Annotated in this window: 13 protein-coding genes, 1 tRNA gene and 1 pseudogene; 3 read left to right on the top strand and 12 right to left on the bottom strand. The window is 45.9% G+C overall.

Going from position 1 to position 16,057, the window contains the following annotated elements; genetic code table 11:
- Positions 1-2: 2 nt before the first annotated feature.
- Entirely contained in the window at positions 3-3,620 is a 3,618-nt protein-coding gene (dnaE, locus tag FD973_RS07690) for a DNA polymerase III subunit alpha (protein WP_215322765.1), read from the top strand.
- A 23-nt stretch (positions 3,621-3,643) separates the two neighbouring features.
- Here the strand turns inward: dnaE and FD973_RS07685 are convergent, their stop codons facing one another.
- The 3 genes from FD973_RS07685 to FD973_RS07675 are packed head-to-tail and all read right to left on the bottom strand — an operon-like array spanning position 3,644 to position 6,353.
- On the bottom strand, positions 3,644-4,804 hold the full coding sequence (locus tag FD973_RS07685; RefSeq protein ID WP_215322764.1) for a glycosyltransferase family 9 protein: 1,161 nt from the start codon (positions 4,802-4,804) through the stop codon (positions 3,644-3,646).
- A gap of 11 nt (positions 4,805-4,815) precedes the next feature.
- On the bottom strand, positions 4,816-5,595 hold the full coding sequence (locus tag FD973_RS07680) for a glycosyltransferase family 2 protein (protein ID WP_215322763.1): 780 nt from the start codon (positions 5,593-5,595) through the stop codon (positions 4,816-4,818).
- Positions 5,592-6,353, bottom strand: coding sequence for a glycosyltransferase family 2 protein (locus FD973_RS07675; RefSeq protein WP_215322762.1), 762 nt, complete (start codon positions 6,351-6,353; stop codon positions 5,592-5,594). The genes FD973_RS07680 and FD973_RS07675 overlap by 4 nt, the downstream gene beginning before the upstream one ends.
- Positions 6,354-6,363: 10 nt before the next feature.
- Here FD973_RS07675 and msbA point away from each other — a divergent pair, with 10 nt between their 5' ends.
- Complete coding sequence (gene msbA, locus FD973_RS07670) at positions 6,364-8,127, top strand: lipid A export permease/ATP-binding protein MsbA (RefSeq protein ID WP_215322761.1); 1,764 nt, start codon at positions 6,364-6,366, stop codon at positions 8,125-8,127.
- A gap of 15 nt (positions 8,128-8,142) precedes the next feature.
- Here the strand turns inward: msbA and rng are convergent, their stop codons facing one another.
- From rng to FD973_RS07630, 8 genes and pseudogenes are all read right to left on the bottom strand, one after another.
- The gene (gene rng / locus FD973_RS07665; RefSeq protein ID WP_215322760.1) at positions 8,143-9,606 is read right to left on the bottom strand and encodes a ribonuclease G; all 1,464 of its coding nucleotides are present in this window, start codon (positions 9,604-9,606) and stop codon (positions 8,143-8,145) included.
- Positions 9,603-10,226, bottom strand: coding sequence for a nucleoside triphosphate pyrophosphatase (locus tag FD973_RS07660; RefSeq protein ID WP_215322759.1), 624 nt, complete (start codon positions 10,224-10,226; stop codon positions 9,603-9,605). The genes rng and FD973_RS07660 overlap by 4 nt, the downstream gene beginning before the upstream one ends.
- Positions 10,227-10,230: 4 nt before the next feature.
- Positions 10,231-10,674, bottom strand: a complete 444-nt coding sequence (gene rlmH / locus FD973_RS07655; protein ID WP_215322758.1) for a 23S rRNA (pseudouridine(1915)-N(3))-methyltransferase RlmH — start codon at positions 10,672-10,674, stop codon at positions 10,231-10,233.
- Positions 10,675-10,697: 23 nt separating this feature from the next.
- Positions 10,698-11,087, bottom strand: a pseudogene (gene rsfS, locus FD973_RS07650) (ribosome silencing factor); the annotation flags it as partial.
- Positions 11,088-11,132: 45 nt separating this feature from the next.
- Positions 11,133-11,822, bottom strand: coding sequence for a nicotinate-nucleotide adenylyltransferase (locus FD973_RS07645; protein ID WP_215322756.1), 690 nt, complete (start codon positions 11,820-11,822; stop codon positions 11,133-11,135).
- Between the two features lie 10 nt (positions 11,823-11,832).
- The gene (gene hemF, locus FD973_RS07640) at positions 11,833-12,744 is read right to left on the bottom strand and encodes an oxygen-dependent coproporphyrinogen oxidase (protein ID WP_215324754.1); all 912 of its coding nucleotides are present in this window, start codon (positions 12,742-12,744) and stop codon (positions 11,833-11,835) included.
- A 43-nt stretch (positions 12,745-12,787) separates the two neighbouring features.
- Complete coding sequence (purD, locus tag FD973_RS07635; RefSeq protein WP_215322755.1) at positions 12,788-14,065, bottom strand: phosphoribosylamine--glycine ligase; 1,278 nt, start codon at positions 14,063-14,065, stop codon at positions 12,788-12,790.
- Between the two features lie 50 nt (positions 14,066-14,115).
- Positions 14,116-14,835 (bottom strand): YebC/PmpR family DNA-binding transcriptional regulator, encoded by a 720-nt coding sequence (locus FD973_RS07630; RefSeq protein WP_215322754.1) that lies wholly within the window; start codon positions 14,833-14,835, stop codon positions 14,116-14,118.
- Between the two features lie 152 nt (positions 14,836-14,987).
- Between FD973_RS07630 and FD973_RS07625 the strand changes: the two genes are divergently transcribed.
- Positions 14,988-15,072, top strand: a tRNA-Leu gene (locus FD973_RS07625).
- A 37-nt stretch (positions 15,073-15,109) separates the two neighbouring features.
- On the opposite strand, the gene FD973_RS07620 is transcribed toward FD973_RS07625, so the two are convergent.
- Entirely contained in the window at positions 15,110-16,051 is a 942-nt protein-coding gene (locus FD973_RS07620; protein ID WP_215322753.1) for a CysB family HTH-type transcriptional regulator, read from the bottom strand.
- Positions 16,052-16,057: the final 6 nt, after the last annotated feature.

Raw genomic sequence — 16,057 nt, 5'->3', positions numbered from 1 at the left:
TCATGGCTTCGCCCCGTTTTGTACATCTTCGCATTCATTCCGAGTTTTCAATTACGGATGGAGTCGTGCGCATTGATGATGCAGTTGCCGCAGCGGTCAAGGATGAAATGGGCGCCTTAGCCATTACGGACTTAAGTAATTTATTTGGCTTAGTGCGTTTTTATACTGCGGCTCGTTCTAGTGGCATTAAGCCAATTGCAGGTGCTGATATCTGGGTAAGCAATCCTCAGGATCCTGATCAACCCCATCGTTTATTGCTTTTGGTGCAAAACCATTCTGGTTATTTGAACTTATGTGAATTGCTCAGTAGAGCTTCTTTAGATAACCAGTCACGTGGTCGCGCTGAAGTGGATGCGGCCTGGTTCAGTGAACCTGCAGCCAAGGCGGAAGATAAGGCAGCAAAACGCACTTTATCTTATGGACTAATCGCATTGTCTGGTGCACGCATGGGTGAGATTGGAGCAGCACTTCTAGCTGGTCAAGAGGAGCAAGCCAAGCTGGTTGCAAGTCGTTACGAAAAACTTTTTCCTCAGTCCTTCTATTTGGAGGTTCAGCGGGGTGGTAATCCTCAGGATGAGAAACAACTTCAACTTGCCTGTCAGCTCGCTAGCGAATTAGATTTACCAGTAGTTGCTACACACCCCGTACAGTTCATGCAGAAAAGTGATTTCACAGCTCATGAAGCTCGTGTTTGTATTGCCGAAGGGGAGTTGCTAGGCAATCCTCGACGTGCTAAAAAATTTAATGAAGAGCAGTACTTCTTAACTCAAGAAGAAATGGAAAAACGTTTTGCTGATTTGCCAGTTGCGTTAGCAAATTCAGTTGAAATTGCGAAACGTTGCAATTTATCTTTGGTGTTGGGTCAGCCGCGTTTGCCAGATTTTCCAACGCCTCCAGGTATTACCTTAGATGAGTACTTGCTCGCGCAATCTGAGGTTGGTCTTGAGCGCCATATGGAGCGCAATTTCCCCGACCCAGAAGAGCGCAAAAAAGAAATGGCGCGTTATCACGAGCGTTTGGTATTCGAGGTTAAGACGATTTCTCAAATGGGTTTCCCAGGCTATTTCTTAATCGTGGCGGACTTTATTAACTGGGCTAAAAATAATGGCGTGCCGGTTGGCCCTGGTCGCGGATCTGGTGCGGGTTCTTTAGTGGCGTATTCATTGGGCATTACCGATTTGGATCCACTGCGTTACAACTTGCTCTTTGAACGCTTCTTAAATCCAGAACGGGTATCAATGCCCGACTTTGATATCGACTTCTGTCAGCATGGTCGTGATCGCGTCATTCAGTATGTAAAAGATAAGTACGGCAAAGATGCAGTGAGTCAAATTGCAACTTTTGGAACAATGGCTGCGAGAGCGGCTATTCGTGATGTTGGTCGCGTACTTGAGCAAGGCTATAACTTCGTAGATGGCATCGCTAAGTTGGTGCCGAATAAGCCAGGTCAGTACATGACTATTGAGATGGCCAAGAAGGAAGAAAAGCAATTAGCCGAGCGCGAAAAGAATGAAGATGAAGTGCGTCAATTGCTTTCATTAGCACAGCAATTAGAAGGCATGACCCGTAACGTTGGTATGCATGCGGGTGGTGTGTTGATTGCGCCAGGACGCCTCACTGATTTTTGCCCCCTCTACACTCAAGAAAGTAAAGATCAGGACAGCAGCTCTGTTATCAGTCAATTCGATAAGGATGATGTTGAGGCAATCGGACTGGTCAAGTTCGACTTCCTTGGATTAACCACGCTCACTATCTTGGCTGCGGCGGAGCGTTGGATTAAAGCTTTGCATGCTGAACGCAAAGATTGGAATATCGGCGATATTCCGCTCGATGATGAAAAAGCCTTTGAAGTGCTAAAGCGTGCAAATACCGTTGCTGTGTTCCAGCTAGAAAGTCGCGGCATGCAAGGCATGCTTCGGGAAGCTAAGCCAGACCGCTTTGAGGACATTATTGCTTTAGTAGCTCTTTATCGCCCAGGTCCGATGGATTTGATACCAGACTTTATTGAGCGTAAACACGGTCGTCAAAAGGTAGAGTACCCAGATCCTCGAATTGAGCCGGTTCTTCGCGAGACCTACGGCATTATGGTTTATCAAGAGCAGGTCATGCAGATGGCCCAGATGATTGGTGGCTACTCTCTTGGTGGTGCAGATATGTTGCGCCGTGCGATGGGTAAGAAAAAGCCCGAAGAAATGGCGCAGCATCGCAAAATCTTTAGCGATGGCGCTAAAGCTGGCGGTATCTCTGAAGCTAAAGCCAATGAAATTTATGATTTGATGGAACGTTTTGCGGGTTACGGATTTAATAAATCCCATGCCGCTGCTTATGCGCTCTTAGCTTATCAAACCGCTTGGTTGAAAGCCTATTACCCCGCTGAATTTATGGCGGCCAACTTATCCCTCGCGATGGATGACACCGATAAGGTGAAGATTCTGTATGACGACTGTTTGGCGAATAATATTCGGGTGTTCTCACCAGATATCAATACTGGCGTTTATGAGTTCACGCCATTACGTGCGCCAGATGCGGCACCAGATTCGCCGATTAGTCATATTCGTTATGGCTTGGGTGCGGTACGCGGTACCGGTGAGGCAGCGATTGAATCGATTGTAAAAGCTCGTGAAGCCGGTGGTCCATTTAAAGATTTATTTGATTTCTGCGCGCGTGTGGATCGTCGTCAGGTAAATCGTCGCGCTATTGAAGCTTTGATGCGTGCTGGTGCTTTCGATAGTCTTTATCGTGATTCTGTTTCGGCCGGCGGAAACTTGTATGACATTCGTTCAACTTTACTCGCTTCGTTAGCAAGAGCTATCGAAGCTGCTGAACAAGCAGAAGCGTCTATTCATCAGGTGAGCTTATTTGAAGTATCTGGCGAAGAAAATCGCCATCTACCTGAGTTGGTGCGTGAGCCGGTTTGGTCTGAGAAAAAACGCTTACAAGAAGAGAAAACGGCTCTAGGTCTTTGCTTAACGGGCCATATGTTTGATGCGTATCGTGATGAGACAGCTCACTTCATTCGTCAGCCTTTAGCCAAGGTAACTGAAGGTAAGGATCAGCTCATTGCAGGCATTATTACCTCTGCTCGAATGCTCACTGGCCAACGCGGTCGGATGATGATCGCGACTATTGATGATGGATCGGCTGCTCTGGAGGTTACTCTGTATAGCGAAGTGTATGAGCCTAATCGTTCTTGGTTAAAAGAGGATGAGCTCTTAATTGCTAAAGTAAATGTAACGCCTGATAAGTTCTCAGGTGGTATGCGCATCGTCTCTGAGGCTGTGATGGATATTACTGGGGCACGCATGCGCTTTGCTCGCAATGTGCATGTTTGTATTGATGATGCTATTGACGTCAAAATGCTTCGGAACCAAATTAATCCCTACTTGATGACGAATCGCGTTAAAGATCCAAAGTTAGGCGCTTCGAGTCAATCCGCCGCTGGGTCTAATGACGGTCTAAAGGGATTGATATTGACTGCTGCTGTTACCACCAGTGGTGGCGCCTGCCTAATGCAGTTTCCAGAAGAGCTGCGTATTTATCCTGATGATGCTTGTTTGCATAGCCTGAATCAAATATTGGCCTCGAAGCAAAAAGATCCTGTACAGGTTCAATACCACTAAAACTCAATGCCGCAGTACTTTGTTTATTGGGTTGAGAGCACTTTCTCAATCGCCTCGATCACTTGTTTTGGTTCAAGTAAGTCTAGGCACTCGCTGTAACTGTCCGCTTTATCTAAACAACCTGCTTTGCGACAGGGTACGCATTCTCCAGGACCTTGCAAGATGGTGACATTGCCAATAGTTTGGGTGCGAGCTCGTAATTGGTAGGGCTGTTCACCGATAAAGTCATTGGGCCATGGACCAAAGTTGGTTGGTGGCGTGGCGCCAAATAGAGTAATCGTTGGCGTATTACAGGCAGCCGCTAAATGGGTAATTGAGGTATCAACGCCGATATACAAAGCAGCACTACGAATGAGAGTGCCTGCTTGAGGAATGGTTAGCTTGCCGGCCGCGTCGATGACCTGTTTTTTACAGGCATCATCCAATAGAGAAATGATGTCTTGATTGAGCTGCATATCTTGCTTGGCAGGAGAGGCGCTCAACACCACCTGAAAACCTTTTTTTACCAACCAGGTAATTAATTCTTGCCAGAAAGCTAGTGGCCAACGTTTATAAGCGGTGAGTGGTCCAGAGTGCACTACTACAAAGGGTTGCTTTAGTTCGTTGATGATGGCAGGGGATAAAGGCTCGCCTGCGGGAGGGGTTACGGTGATCGGCTTGCTAAAAAGTTCGGCTGAGTTTTTAAAAAAGCATTCCAACAGGCGCAGTTTTTCAGCAATGACATGCTGCTTAAAGTAATCTACATCTACCGTATGCATGCAGATAAATTTCTTCCACGCATTTTGTTTTTCACTTTTGCTACGCCTCTGACTATCTTGGACATCTTTCCCCTGAGGATGTCCGCCTAGTACGCCAACCCTTCTAAATGCAGCTACTAGACCATAAAGGTAAGCGCGATCACTAGGTTGCGTAACTATTGCTAAGTCATAGCGTTGAAAAAGTCGATTAAACAGGCTGAGATACTCTTTAAACTTTGGGCGGTCAGAAGTTTCAATCATTTCAGAAATATTGGGATTGCCATGTAGCATTTCTAGCTTGCCGCGGTATCCCAGAAAATGAAATTCAGCATCTGGCCAAAGCTCTCTAGCTTTACTGATGAGTGGGGTGGTTACCAATACGTCACCGATTTGCCTTGTGGCAATAAAGAGAACCTTTTTTGGCTTAAGTTTGGAGTAATTGCTCATGAAACTGAATCTTAGAGTGCCTTAGCAAGAATCTTTTCACGCACGCGACGAGCGTTTTCAGCAGCATTACTTTGGTCATGTATCTTATGAAATAGATGTAACACCTCGGTGGACCATGATCCGGATTTGCGCTTGATATGATGGCGTTGCAAACGAAATACAAAATCCGCATCCTCATGACCCCAACCGGTCATGGTTTCATCAAATCCATTAATAGCCTCAGCATCGGCTTTCCAGCAGGCCATATTGCAGCCCTTAATGCGGCGCCAGACAAATTTTTTATAGTCGCGCCATGAGCCATTCCCCAGTTTTATTTTGAGAGGCCAATACTTATTGATGCCGCCATTGAGACGTTTAGCAATGAGGTTTGAGCAAAAGCGATCAAAGTCCCATTTTGGCCAGGTTAGCAATTCCTTTGTGAGGCTCTCATTCAGAAGAACTCTACTTCCGGTAACCATGTAGCCTTTTTGAGCTAATTCACGATGCTTTGCGACAAAGTCAGGCTGAACGATGCAATCCCCATCCAAGAAAACTAGATAATCGCCATGAGCTGCAGTAATCGCTTGGTTGAGAATTTTAGTTTTTCTAAAACCATTGTCTTCTTGCCACAGATGGGTGATGGTCATTGGTATTGCGCTTTTCATTGCATCAATCACTTGTTTAGTGCTCTCAGTAGAGCCATCATCTGCAATGATGATTTCGAAATTACCATCAGTTTGGCTAGCCAGCGATTCAAGGCAGAGCTTTAGTGCTTGTGGCCAGTTATAAGTGGCCAACAATATAGAAATCATTTTCTGGCTTCCTGATTCAGATGCCATAGCTTAATGTAGCGGTAATACGTTCCTTGGCCATTCGATATAGCCAAGGCAAACCCTTGCCCCCCATCTAAAAATCCTGCGCGCAAAATGTAGGTTCTAAAAAACGCCCAAACTCCATGAAGGACAGCTTTTAGTGGACTACTAGATTTACCTCTGGCGAAAGCTTGTTCAGCTGAGGCGCTGGAATAACGATCGAGCTTTTGAAGAACCTGAGAGTAGTTCATAAAACTGTAATGCAGTAGGGGGTTCTCTAGTTTGGCAACCTCACCAGTCGGCAGAAGTCTTTCGTGGACTAAATCATCTGAAAAACGAGCGGATCCTCGTTTAAAAAGTCGATCGACATAGTCGGGACTCCAGCCGGAATGACGAATGAAACGTCCGCAGTACCAAGATAGTCTAGGTATCGCAAAACAGTCGATATGGGCGTTATGGTGAATTGCAGTCAAGATTTCTGACCGCAGGGCAGGGGTCAGGCGCTCATCTGCGTCCAAGGATAGAACCCAGTCGCTGGTGGCAAGATCTAGGGCGCGGTTCTTTTGGGGCCCAAAACCAGGCCAATCTGGGGGTTGGGAAATGGTGGCCCCATGGCTTTTGGCAATCTCCAGGGTGCGGTCAGAGCTATTTGTATCGACTACTACTATTTGTTGGGCGATGCCCTCTAAGGAGGCCAGACAATCGTCCAAATTGGCCTCTTCGTTGCGGGTGATGAGTATGACTGATAAGGTGGGCATAATTCATTATATGAATGCTCAAGACCGAACCTCCCTAAATCGCTTAATTGCCTATCTTAAGCCCCATATTGGCCTGATTATCGGATCACTTCTAGCCATGGCATTGGTGGCTGGTGCCGAAACCTCAATTCCCGCCCTGATGAAGCCTTTATTGGACCGGGGATTCACGGGGCAACTCAATAGCAAGCTTTGGCAGGTGCCTGTCTTTTTGGTGGGCTTGGCTTTGGTACGAAGTTTGGCGCAGTTTTTATCGAATTACTTGTTAACAAGAGTGATTAATGCGGTGTTACTCAAATTGCGCGAGCAAATGTTTCGAACGCTGTTGCATGCGAGCACAACTTTTTTTCAAAAGAATTCCGCATCCAACCTGATTAATGCTGTGGTGTTTGAGGTCAATAATGTCCTCTCAGTAATGGGTGGGATGTTAATAAGTTTGGTAAGAGATTCGCTGACGGTAGTGGGGTTGATTGGTTATTTGATTTACCTCAATTGGCAATTAACTCTAGTGGTTCTGATTATTTTTCCAGTGATTGCATTCATCATGAGCAAAATTAATCGCCGCTTGCGATCTCTTAATAGAGAGCAGCAAACTCTCACTAGCGAACTTGCTTATATTGTTGAAGAAGCGGCTGCTGGTTACAAAATTGTCAAGGTACATGGTGCAGAAGATTATGAGATGAACCGCTTTAAGCAAAAGGCGGAACGTTTGCGTCAGTTTGCCTTGAAATCAGCGGTGGCTGGTGGATTGAACCAGCCAATTACTCAGTTAATCGCTTCTATGGCCTTATCGGTGGTTCTAGTAATTGCTTTGTTGCAATCCGCTACAGAAGGAACAACTGTCGGTGGGTTTGCAGCCTTTATTACTGCAATGATGTTAGTGATTTCTCCTTTAAAGCATTTGGCGGATATTAATCAGCCACTTCAACGCGGCCTTACGGCAGCAGAAATGATTTTTGCCTTAATGGACCAGCCCTTTGAGGAAGATGAAGATCGCAGGGTCAATATGACTCCTATGCAAAAAACAAAAGGTGGGATTCGATTTGAAAATGTTGGATTTTCATATCAACAAGAGGGCGACCGAAAAGACGCCTTAAGTAACATTAATCTCACTATCGCACCCGGCGAAGTGGTGGCTTTTGTTGGACCATCGGGTGGTGGTAAGTCCACATTAGTCAATTTATTGCCTAGATTCTTTAAACCTACCAGTGGTCATATTTACTTGGATGACATTCCTTTAGAGGATATTGTGTTGTCAGATGTGCGTCGTCAAATTGCGTTTGTGAGCCAAGACGTCATCTTGTTTGATGACTCCATTGCAGCCAATGTGGCCTATGGTGCCAATACTAAGGATGGTATTGATCGTGGTCGTGTAATGGAGGCTTTAGAGGCCGCTAATTTGAGTGCACTTATTAAAGAATTGCCGGAAGGCATTGACTCGCAAATTGGCGACAACGGTAATCGATTGTCTGGCGGACAGCGTCAACGTCTAGCTATTGCACGCGCCATTTATAAAGATGCCCCAATATTGATTCTTGATGAGGCAACCTCCGCTTTAGATTCTGAATCTGAGCGTCAGGTGCAAGATGCTTTAGATAAATTAATGGCCAATAGAACCACTCTAGTGATCGCACATCGTTTATCTACGATTGAGCACGCTGACAGAATTGTGGTTTTAGAGCATGGAAAAATTGTTGAAAATGGTTCCCACGAAGATCTTATTAAGCAAGATGGCTTGTATGCAAACTTGCATCGCATACAGTTCTCAAATGCCTAATTGGGTTAACAATATTTAACTTAGAACGATATCGTATTGTTCTTGGCGGAAGGTGCCCTCTGCTTGGAGGGTGATTGGTTTACCAATAAAATCCCCAAGTTGCGCCAAAAATTGATTTTCTTCTTCAAGGAATAAGTCAATTACATCGGGTGCTGCAACGATTCTAAATTCACGAGGATTAAATTGGCGATGCTCTCGTACAATCTCTCGCAGAATTTCATAGCAAACCGTTTGCGCAGTTTTGACCTCACCCTTACCTAAGCAGGTAGCGCACGGCTCGCAAGTAATGTGGGCCAGTGACTCACGAGTGCGTTTGCGAGTCATCTCCACTAAGCCTAATGCAGAAAAGTCACTAACAGAAGTGCGTGCGTGATCTCGTTCAAGATTGCGTTTAAGTTCATGTAGCACTGACTCTTGGTGGTCTTTGCTAATCATGTCAATAAAATCAATAATGATGATCCCACCGAGATTGCGTAATCGCAGTTGTCTAGCAATTGCCTGAGCCGCCTCAAGATTGGTTTTGAAGACGGTGTCATCTAGATTGCGAGCGCCCACATAGCTGCCGGTGTTGACATCAATTGTTGTCATTGACTCTGTTTGGTCGATCATGAGGTAGCCACCAGATTTCAGATCAACGCGTCGACCAAGCGCTTTATTAATTTCGGCATCCACGTCAAATAAGTCAAACAGTGCGCGCTCGCCTCGATGCAAAGTGAGCTTATCCAGTAAGTTGGGCATGTAAGCAGTGGTGAACGCTTTGAGTTTCTCGAAATTTTCATTCGAGTCCACCCGAATTTGACTGGTTTCTTCGCCAGCAACATCGCGTAGCACCCGTTCTGCAAGGCTTAGGTCTTGATAGAGTAGGGAAGGTGCCGCATTATGCTTCATGGCCTCATGAATATTTTCCCAAGTGGTGCGAAGATAAAGCATATCGTGCTGTAGTTCTGTATCAGAGGCATCTTGAGCGCTGGTGCGAACAATAATGCCGCCTTTTTCATCTTCCGCCATGAGACCTGCCAAGCGGGCCTTAATGGCTTCTCGCTCTTCTGGTTGATCAATGCGCTGAGAAACGCCAATATATTTTTCAGTAGCTGTATCGCTACCTGCAGGAGGTAAATAAACCAAATTGCGCCCAGCTATGCTGAGTTGGGTGGTGAGCCGAGCACCTTTAGTTCCAAGTGGATCTTTTAAGACCTGCACTAAAAGAGTTTGACCCTCAAATAATAATTTTTCAATTTGAGCTTGAGGATTATTTTGAGTAATGTCGGCAACGTGCATAAACGCGGTTCGCTCGAGACCAATTTCGATAAATGCGGACTGCATGCCGGGCAATACACGAACGACTTTAGCTAAGTAAATATTGCCAACAATGCCTCGTTGTCGTGTGCGTTCAATTTGTAACTCTTGTACAGCCCCTTGCTGTATTAATGCAACTCGGGTTTCCTGAGGAGTGATATTGATTAGTATTTCTTCATTCATACGCGAGTCAGGCCGGCAATTTCTAGTAATTTTTGAGTTTCATAGATAGGTAAGCCCATGATACCGCTATAGCTTCCCTGAATGCTTGGAATAAAAGTTCCGCCAAGCCCTTGAATGCCATAAGCCCCCGCTTTTCCAAAGGGCTCTCCACTTGTAATATAGGTTTTGATTTGCTCGGAAGTTAAGTTTGCAAATTGGACTTTAGATATTTGTACGAGATGAACAGGGTCTTCATTGGGTTTTACAGTTAAGGCCACTGCTGTGAGTACCTCATGTACTTGGCCGCTCAGCAGATTCAGAATGTGTTCTGCATCAGTGGCATCGATTGGTTTTCCTAGAATCTCGCCCTCAGGACTATTGGGAAGGCTAACCGTAGTATCGGCGCAAAGAATGGGTGCCCATGGCAAGCCACTTTTTTGCCATCTAGAGAGTGCTGCAGCACTCTTTGCCAAGGTGACACGCTCTACATAGATGCGGGCTTTTTCTTGGGGTAATGGGGTTTCGATACTTTCGCTATCTTCACCTGACTCAGGCAAAAGTAATTCAAAGCGTACGCCAATTTGTTTTAAGAGTTCTTGGCGACGAGGGCTTTTTGAGGCAAGGTATATATAAGAATGCAAAGTATCACTCTCGATGGTAGGGGTGACCCTGCAGAATAGTCCATGCGCGATACAGTTGTTCGACCAATATGACTCTGGCCATCGCGTGTGGAAGGGTCATGCTAGAGAGGCGCCACATAGCCTGAGCATTGGTTTTTAGACTTGCGTCTAAACCATCCGCACCGCCGATTAAAAAAGTGATGTCAAAACCTTCTTGGCGCCAACTGGCGAGTTGAGTTGCTAGACTCTGCGTGGTTTGGTCTTTGCCACGTTCATCTAATGCGATGACTCTAGATCCTTTTGGAATAGCGGCAGCTATCTTAATGGCCTCTTTAGCGGGGGTGAGATCAGGCTTGATCTCTTTAATTTCGATGCTGCAATCAGCAGGCATTCTTTTGATGTAGTCATGAGTTGCGGTGGCAACCCAATCGGGCATCTTATGACCAACTGAAACAATAGTAAGGCGCATCGGTGCGGCTACTGCTGAAGTTATTCGTCGTCGTCTTCAGTCTCGCTGGCTTTGGCAAGCCCTTTGCTGCCAGCTAACTTCACGCGCACTGGTTTGGCACCCCACATGCCTTCAAGTTGATAGTAGGAGCGGAGCATGGGTTGCAAAATATGTACGACGATATCGCCGCAATCAACCAGTACCCACTCACCAGTTTCTAAGCCTTCAATGGAAATTACTTCCCCACCTTTGGCATTCACTGCTTCCTTGACTGACATTGCTAATGAGCGTGTTTGGCGATTGCTTGAGCCGGTAGCAATAATTACTCGATCAAATAATTCGCTTAATTTAGTGGTGTCATATACGCGGATGTCTTGTGCTTTTACATCTTCTAAGGCATCAATCACGACGCGTTGCAATTTACGTAAGTCCATATTTTCTCGGCAATAATTTGTATATTTAAGGTGATCTTAGCTTGATTACTGATACAAGCCCAGATTTGTAATGATTTCTAGGGTGTGAGTGGGGATTTGCTCGGATGCAATAGAGTTTCGCGAGGCTGATTTCAGTTGCTTCCTGAGTTCAGTGGAGGATAAGTCGACGTTTAAGCTTTCATCGATATATATGAGGCCTGCCGGACTATTTTCAAGAGCGTCAGCGTGCTTGGTTTGATGATTATTTAAAAATTGATGAACCTCTGGGCTCATTGCTTGCTTTAAATCATGGTGAGGTCTCGTAGCAACAGCGAAATTGACGTACTGACTGAGTTTTTCCCAAGAATTCCAACTTGGAAGTGCCACTAGAGAATCCGCCCCCATTAGCCAGTTAAGACTGGCGCTAGCACCAAATCGCTCACGCAAAGCTTTAACAGTGTCTATTGCATAGCTTGGACCAGCACGGTCGATTTCGATGCGATCAATGCCTACTTGAGTTGGAATTTTTAGGTATAAAAATGCGCGAGCCAAATCAATACCGGCTGCCTCAGTTAATTGCAAGCGGATTTCCGCAGAAGTGATCCCACTGCCTTTTTGCCATGGTTCGCCACTAGGAATGAGTAGTAGAGCATCTAGTTTTAATAACTTTGCAAAATGAGTCGCTAGACGAAGATGGCCAACGTGAGGAGGATCAAATGTGCCCCCCAAAATACCAATTTTTTTAATTGCGCTCAATGATGGATACTCAGGCTAGCCAATCTCGTGGCTTGAGATAATAGTCGTAGAGCTTGGCCTCGGGGGTGCTTGGCTCAGGATGCCAGTTGTACCACCATTGCACCACTGGAGGCATCGACATCAAAATAGATTCTGTTCGTCCGCCAGAGTGAAGTCCAAAAATCGTACCTCGATCAAAGATGAGGTTGTATTCCACATAACGACCCCGTCGATATTCTTGAAAGGATTTTTCAGCGGGTGTGAAGCTATCTTGGGAGCGGCGTTGCACAATTGGCAGGTAGGCATCGATGAAGGCATCACCAACTGCGCGTGTCATCGCAAAACTTTGTTCAAAGCCAAGCTGATTAAAGTCATCAAAAAAAACTCCGCCAATCCCGCGTGGCTCTTCACGATGCTTGAGGTAAAAATATTCATCGCACCATTTTTTAAAGTGTGGATATAGCTCTTTGCCAAAAGGATCTAGAGCGTCTTTTGCTGTTTGATGAAAATGCTTGCAGTCCTCATCAAATCCGTAATAGGGGGTTAGGTCAAAACCACCCCCAAACCACCATACTGGCTCTTTATCAGGCGCTTGAGCAATAAAGCAGCGGACATTCATATGGGTGGTCGGAACCTTGGGATTATTCGGATGAAACACTAGAGACACGCCCATTGCTTCAAAACTACGTCCCGCTACTTCAGGGCGATGATGCGATGCCGAGGGTGGCATTTGATCACCGCGAACATGGGAGAAGCCTACACCACCCTTTTCTAGAATATTGCCGTTATCCAAGATGCAGGTGCGACCATACCCCTTGAGCTTGCTGTCTTCAGGTTTATGCCATTCATCTACGATAAATGCTTTGCCATCCAAGGCGCTCATCGCGCTGGTGATGCGATTCTGCAAGCCTAAAAAATAATCTTTTAAGGCTGAGATATCGATTTGAGTAGATTGATCTGACAAGGAGGCTCTTGTTGGATAAAAATTATTTGATTGCGCGGTAACCAATATCTTTGCGATATTGCATGCCGTCAAATTGAATTTGGCTGATCGCTTCGTATGCTTTTATTTGGGCGCCACGAACGGTATCCGCAAGACCAACAACACACATTACTCGACCACCAGATGTGACTAATTTGCCATCTAGTATTTTGGTGCCTGCATGGAAAGTAATTTGATCTTCCGTGTCAGTTGGGATGCCGGTAATTGCATCTCCAGAGCGAGGGGTATCGGGGTAATTATGGGCGGCAAGAACTACACCCAGAGCCGTACGACGATCCCATTCCAATTCAACTTCATTCAGTTTGCCATCCACTGCATGATCTAAGGCGTTGACGAGATCGCTGCGTAAGCGTGCCATGATGGGTTGGGTTTCGGGGTCGCCCATGCGGCAGTTAAATTCTAAAGTTTTGATCTTGCCGTCTGGGGCAATCATCAGACCTGCATACAAGAAGCCGGTATAAGGAATGCCATCCAATTCCATGCCCTTGACGGTTGGCATGATGACTTCCCGCAATGCACGTGCATGAATTTCAGGCGTTACCACTGGGGCAGGTGAGTAAGCGCCCATACCACCTGTATTGGGGCCTTGATCGGCGTCTAGTAGGCGCTTGTGATCTTGGCTGGTTGCTAAAGCAAGAACATTTTTGCCATCTACTAATACGATGAAGCTAGCTTCTTCGCCAGTCAGGAATTCTTCAATCACTACTCTGGCGCCAGCATTACCTAATTTATTATCTGCGAGCATCATGTCAACTGCAGCATGTGCTTCTTCAAGAGTCATCGCTACTACCACGCCTTTACCAGCAGCTAGACCATCGGCCTTAACCACAATTGGCGCACCTTTTGCGTCAATATAGGCATGGGCTTCTAGCGCATTAGAAAAGGTTTGGTAGTCGGCAGTTGGAATGCCATGACGCTTCATGAAAGCTTTAGAGAAATCTTTAGACGATTCTAGTTGGGCAGCTAATTGTGTTGGCCCAAAAATACGCAATCCATTGTTGCGGAATACATCAACGATGCCAGCAGCTAGTGGAGCCTCAGGGCCAACCACCGTAAGATGAATCTTCTCGCGCTTGGCAAAATCAGCCAACTCTTGCAACCCAGTAATCGGCAAGTTCTCAATACCCGCAGCGGCTTGCTTGGCGGTAGCTGTGCCACCATTACCGGGAGCAACATAAACTTTTTGTACTTGGGGCGATTGCGCTAATTTCCAAGCTAAGGCGTGTTCGCGTCCGCCGGATCCAATTAATAAAATTTTCATAGCAAGCTATCTGTAGTGATGAGTAGGTAAATAAAAGTCAGTATGGGGAATTAAAGAGCGGCGTTCGTAAATACCTCTTGAACATCATCTAGGTTTTCTAGTGCATCAAGTAATTTCTGCATGCTCTCTGCCTGCTCGCCTTCAAGAGCGATTTCGGTCTCAGGGCGCATTGCAACAGTCGCTAGTTCAGGTTTAAGTCCCGCTTTGCTAATAGCATCTTGTACTTTTGAAAAATCAGGAACGGGTGATAACACCTCCAATGATCCATCATCATGTGTAATGACATCTTCAGCGCCAGCATCTAAGGCAACTTCCATGAGTTGATCTTCGCTCGTACCCGGCGCAAAGAGCATTTGACCGCAGTGTTTGAATAAGAAAGCAACGGATCCCTCAGTTCCCATATTGCCGCCGTTTTTATTAAACGCATGGCGAACTTCAGCAACTGTTCGAGTGCGGTTATCGGTTAAGCAATCAACAATAATTGCCGCGCCGTTAATGCCATAACCCTCATAACGAATCTCTTCATAATTTACGCCCTCAAGCGAGCCCGTACCGCGTTGAATCGCTCTTTGTACGTTATCGTTAGGCATATTGGAGTCTTTGGCTTTATCAATGGCCAGACGTAATCTTGGGTTAGTGGCAACATCGCCCCCACCTAATTTAGCGGCTACGGTGATTTCTTTAATGAGTTTGGTCCAAATCTTGCCGCGTTTTTCGTCCTGACGACCTTTGCGGTGCTGAATATTGGCCCATTTCGAATGGCCGGCCATACGGGTAAGTCCTTTTAATAATTTGGCTAGAAGACCTCATTTTAAGGGGTTCTATGCTCAAGGTAAGGGGTAACAACACATTTTTTGTTACACTCTCATGTCTTAGCAGTATCTCAGCATCAAAGTAAGCAGATTTTCCACTGCAAACACCTGCCTCGGTGATGGAATTGGTAGACGTGCCGGACTCAAAATCCGGTGCCGCAAGGCGTGGCGGTTCGAGTCCGCCCCGAGGCACCACCAAAGACTCTTCTGTCCTTGATGATTTCAAGGGTTTTTAAATATCGTAAGTGTCCGCTTCGCTCGACATTGCTTGCTCAACAATTTTCTTCGTGAGCGTTGGTGAGAAGAGTTCAATGAAGGTGTAAACAAATGAGCGCAAGTACGCTCCTTGCTTCACGCCAAGATGGGTGACATTGTTACCAAATAAATGTCCCGCTGGAATCACCTTGAGATTACGATCTCGTTCTGGATCATAAGCATGACCAGCAACAATTCCAATGCCCATACCAGTCTCGACATAAGTTTTGATAACGTCCGCATCAATAGCTTCCAAAATGATGTCTGGCGTGATGTTTCTTTGAGCAAAGGCTGCATCGATTTTGCTGCGCCCTGCAAATGCTTTGTCGTATGTGATGATTGGATACTTGGCGATCTCTTCTAGGGTCAGTGTGGCTTGATTTAGAAGTGGGTGACTTAATGGCACCATGAGTACGTGCTGCCATTGATAGCCTGGTAAAGCAAGCACGCCGGGAGTGTTTGCGATGCCTTCTGTAGCAATTGCAATATCTGCGCGATCATGTGTCAATAATTCTGCAATATGCCCAGGACTACCTTGTTGGATGCTGACCTTTACCTTTGGGAAGCGTTTGGTAAATTCTGTAAGCACCTTAGGAAGCGCATAGCGAGCTTGCGTGTGGGTTGTGGCAATCACAAAGCTACCTTGATCTTGGCTGGCGAAATCTTTGCCAACTCTTTTGAGGGTTTCAACCTCGTCTAAGATTCGTTCAATTGAGCTCAAAATTCGTTTGCCAGGCTCTGTTAGAGAGCGAATGCGTTTTCCGTGCCGACGGAAGATTTCAACGCCTAGCTCATCTTCTAATTCGATGATTGCTTTGGATACGCCAGGCTGAGAGGTAAAAAGTGCCTTTGCGGCGGTTGTTAAGTTGAAATTTTGCCTAACGGCTTCTCGCACAAAGCGAAATTGATGAAGATTCATAAGATT

It is taken from the genome of Polynucleobacter sp. MWH-Braz-FAM2G (assembly GCF_018687635.1).
Taxonomy (GTDB): domain Bacteria; phylum Pseudomonadota; class Gammaproteobacteria; order Burkholderiales; family Burkholderiaceae; genus Polynucleobacter.
The sequence above is the reverse complement of the archived record's forward strand: the minus strand, read 5'-3'. Positions and strand labels throughout refer to the sequence as shown.

Bases quoted from the DNA above. Each gene is read 5' to 3' on its own strand.
- dnaE (WP_215322765.1), top strand. From the start codon at position 3: ATGGCTTCGCCCCGTTTTGTACATCTTCGCATTCATTCCGAGTTTTCA.
- FD973_RS07685 (WP_215322764.1), bottom strand. From the start codon at position 4,804: ATGAGCAATTACTCCAAACTTAAGCCAAAAAAGGTTCTCTTTATTGCC.
- FD973_RS07680 (WP_215322763.1), bottom strand. From the start codon at position 5,595: ATGATTTCTATATTGTTGGCCACTTATAACTGGCCACAAGCACTAAAG.
- FD973_RS07675 (WP_215322762.1), bottom strand. From the start codon at position 6,353: ATGCCCACCTTATCAGTCATACTCATCACCCGCAACGAAGAGGCCAAT.
- msbA (WP_215322761.1), top strand. From the start codon at position 6,364: ATGAATGCTCAAGACCGAACCTCCCTAAATCGCTTAATTGCCTATCTT.
- rng (WP_215322760.1), bottom strand. From the start codon at position 9,606: ATGAATGAAGAAATACTAATCAATATCACTCCTCAGGAAACCCGAGTT.
- rlmH (WP_215322758.1), bottom strand. From the start codon at position 10,674: ATGCGCCTTACTATTGTTTCAGTTGGTCATAAGATGCCCGATTGGGTT.
- purD (WP_215322755.1), bottom strand. From the start codon at position 14,065: ATGAAAATTTTATTAATTGGATCCGGCGGACGCGAACACGCCTTAGCT.
- FD973_RS07630 (WP_215322754.1), bottom strand. From the start codon at position 14,835: ATGGCCGGCCATTCGAAATGGGCCAATATTCAGCACCGCAAAGGTCGT.
- FD973_RS07620 (WP_215322753.1), bottom strand. From the start codon at position 16,051: ATGAATCTTCATCAATTTCGCTTTGTGCGAGAAGCCGTTAGGCAAAAT.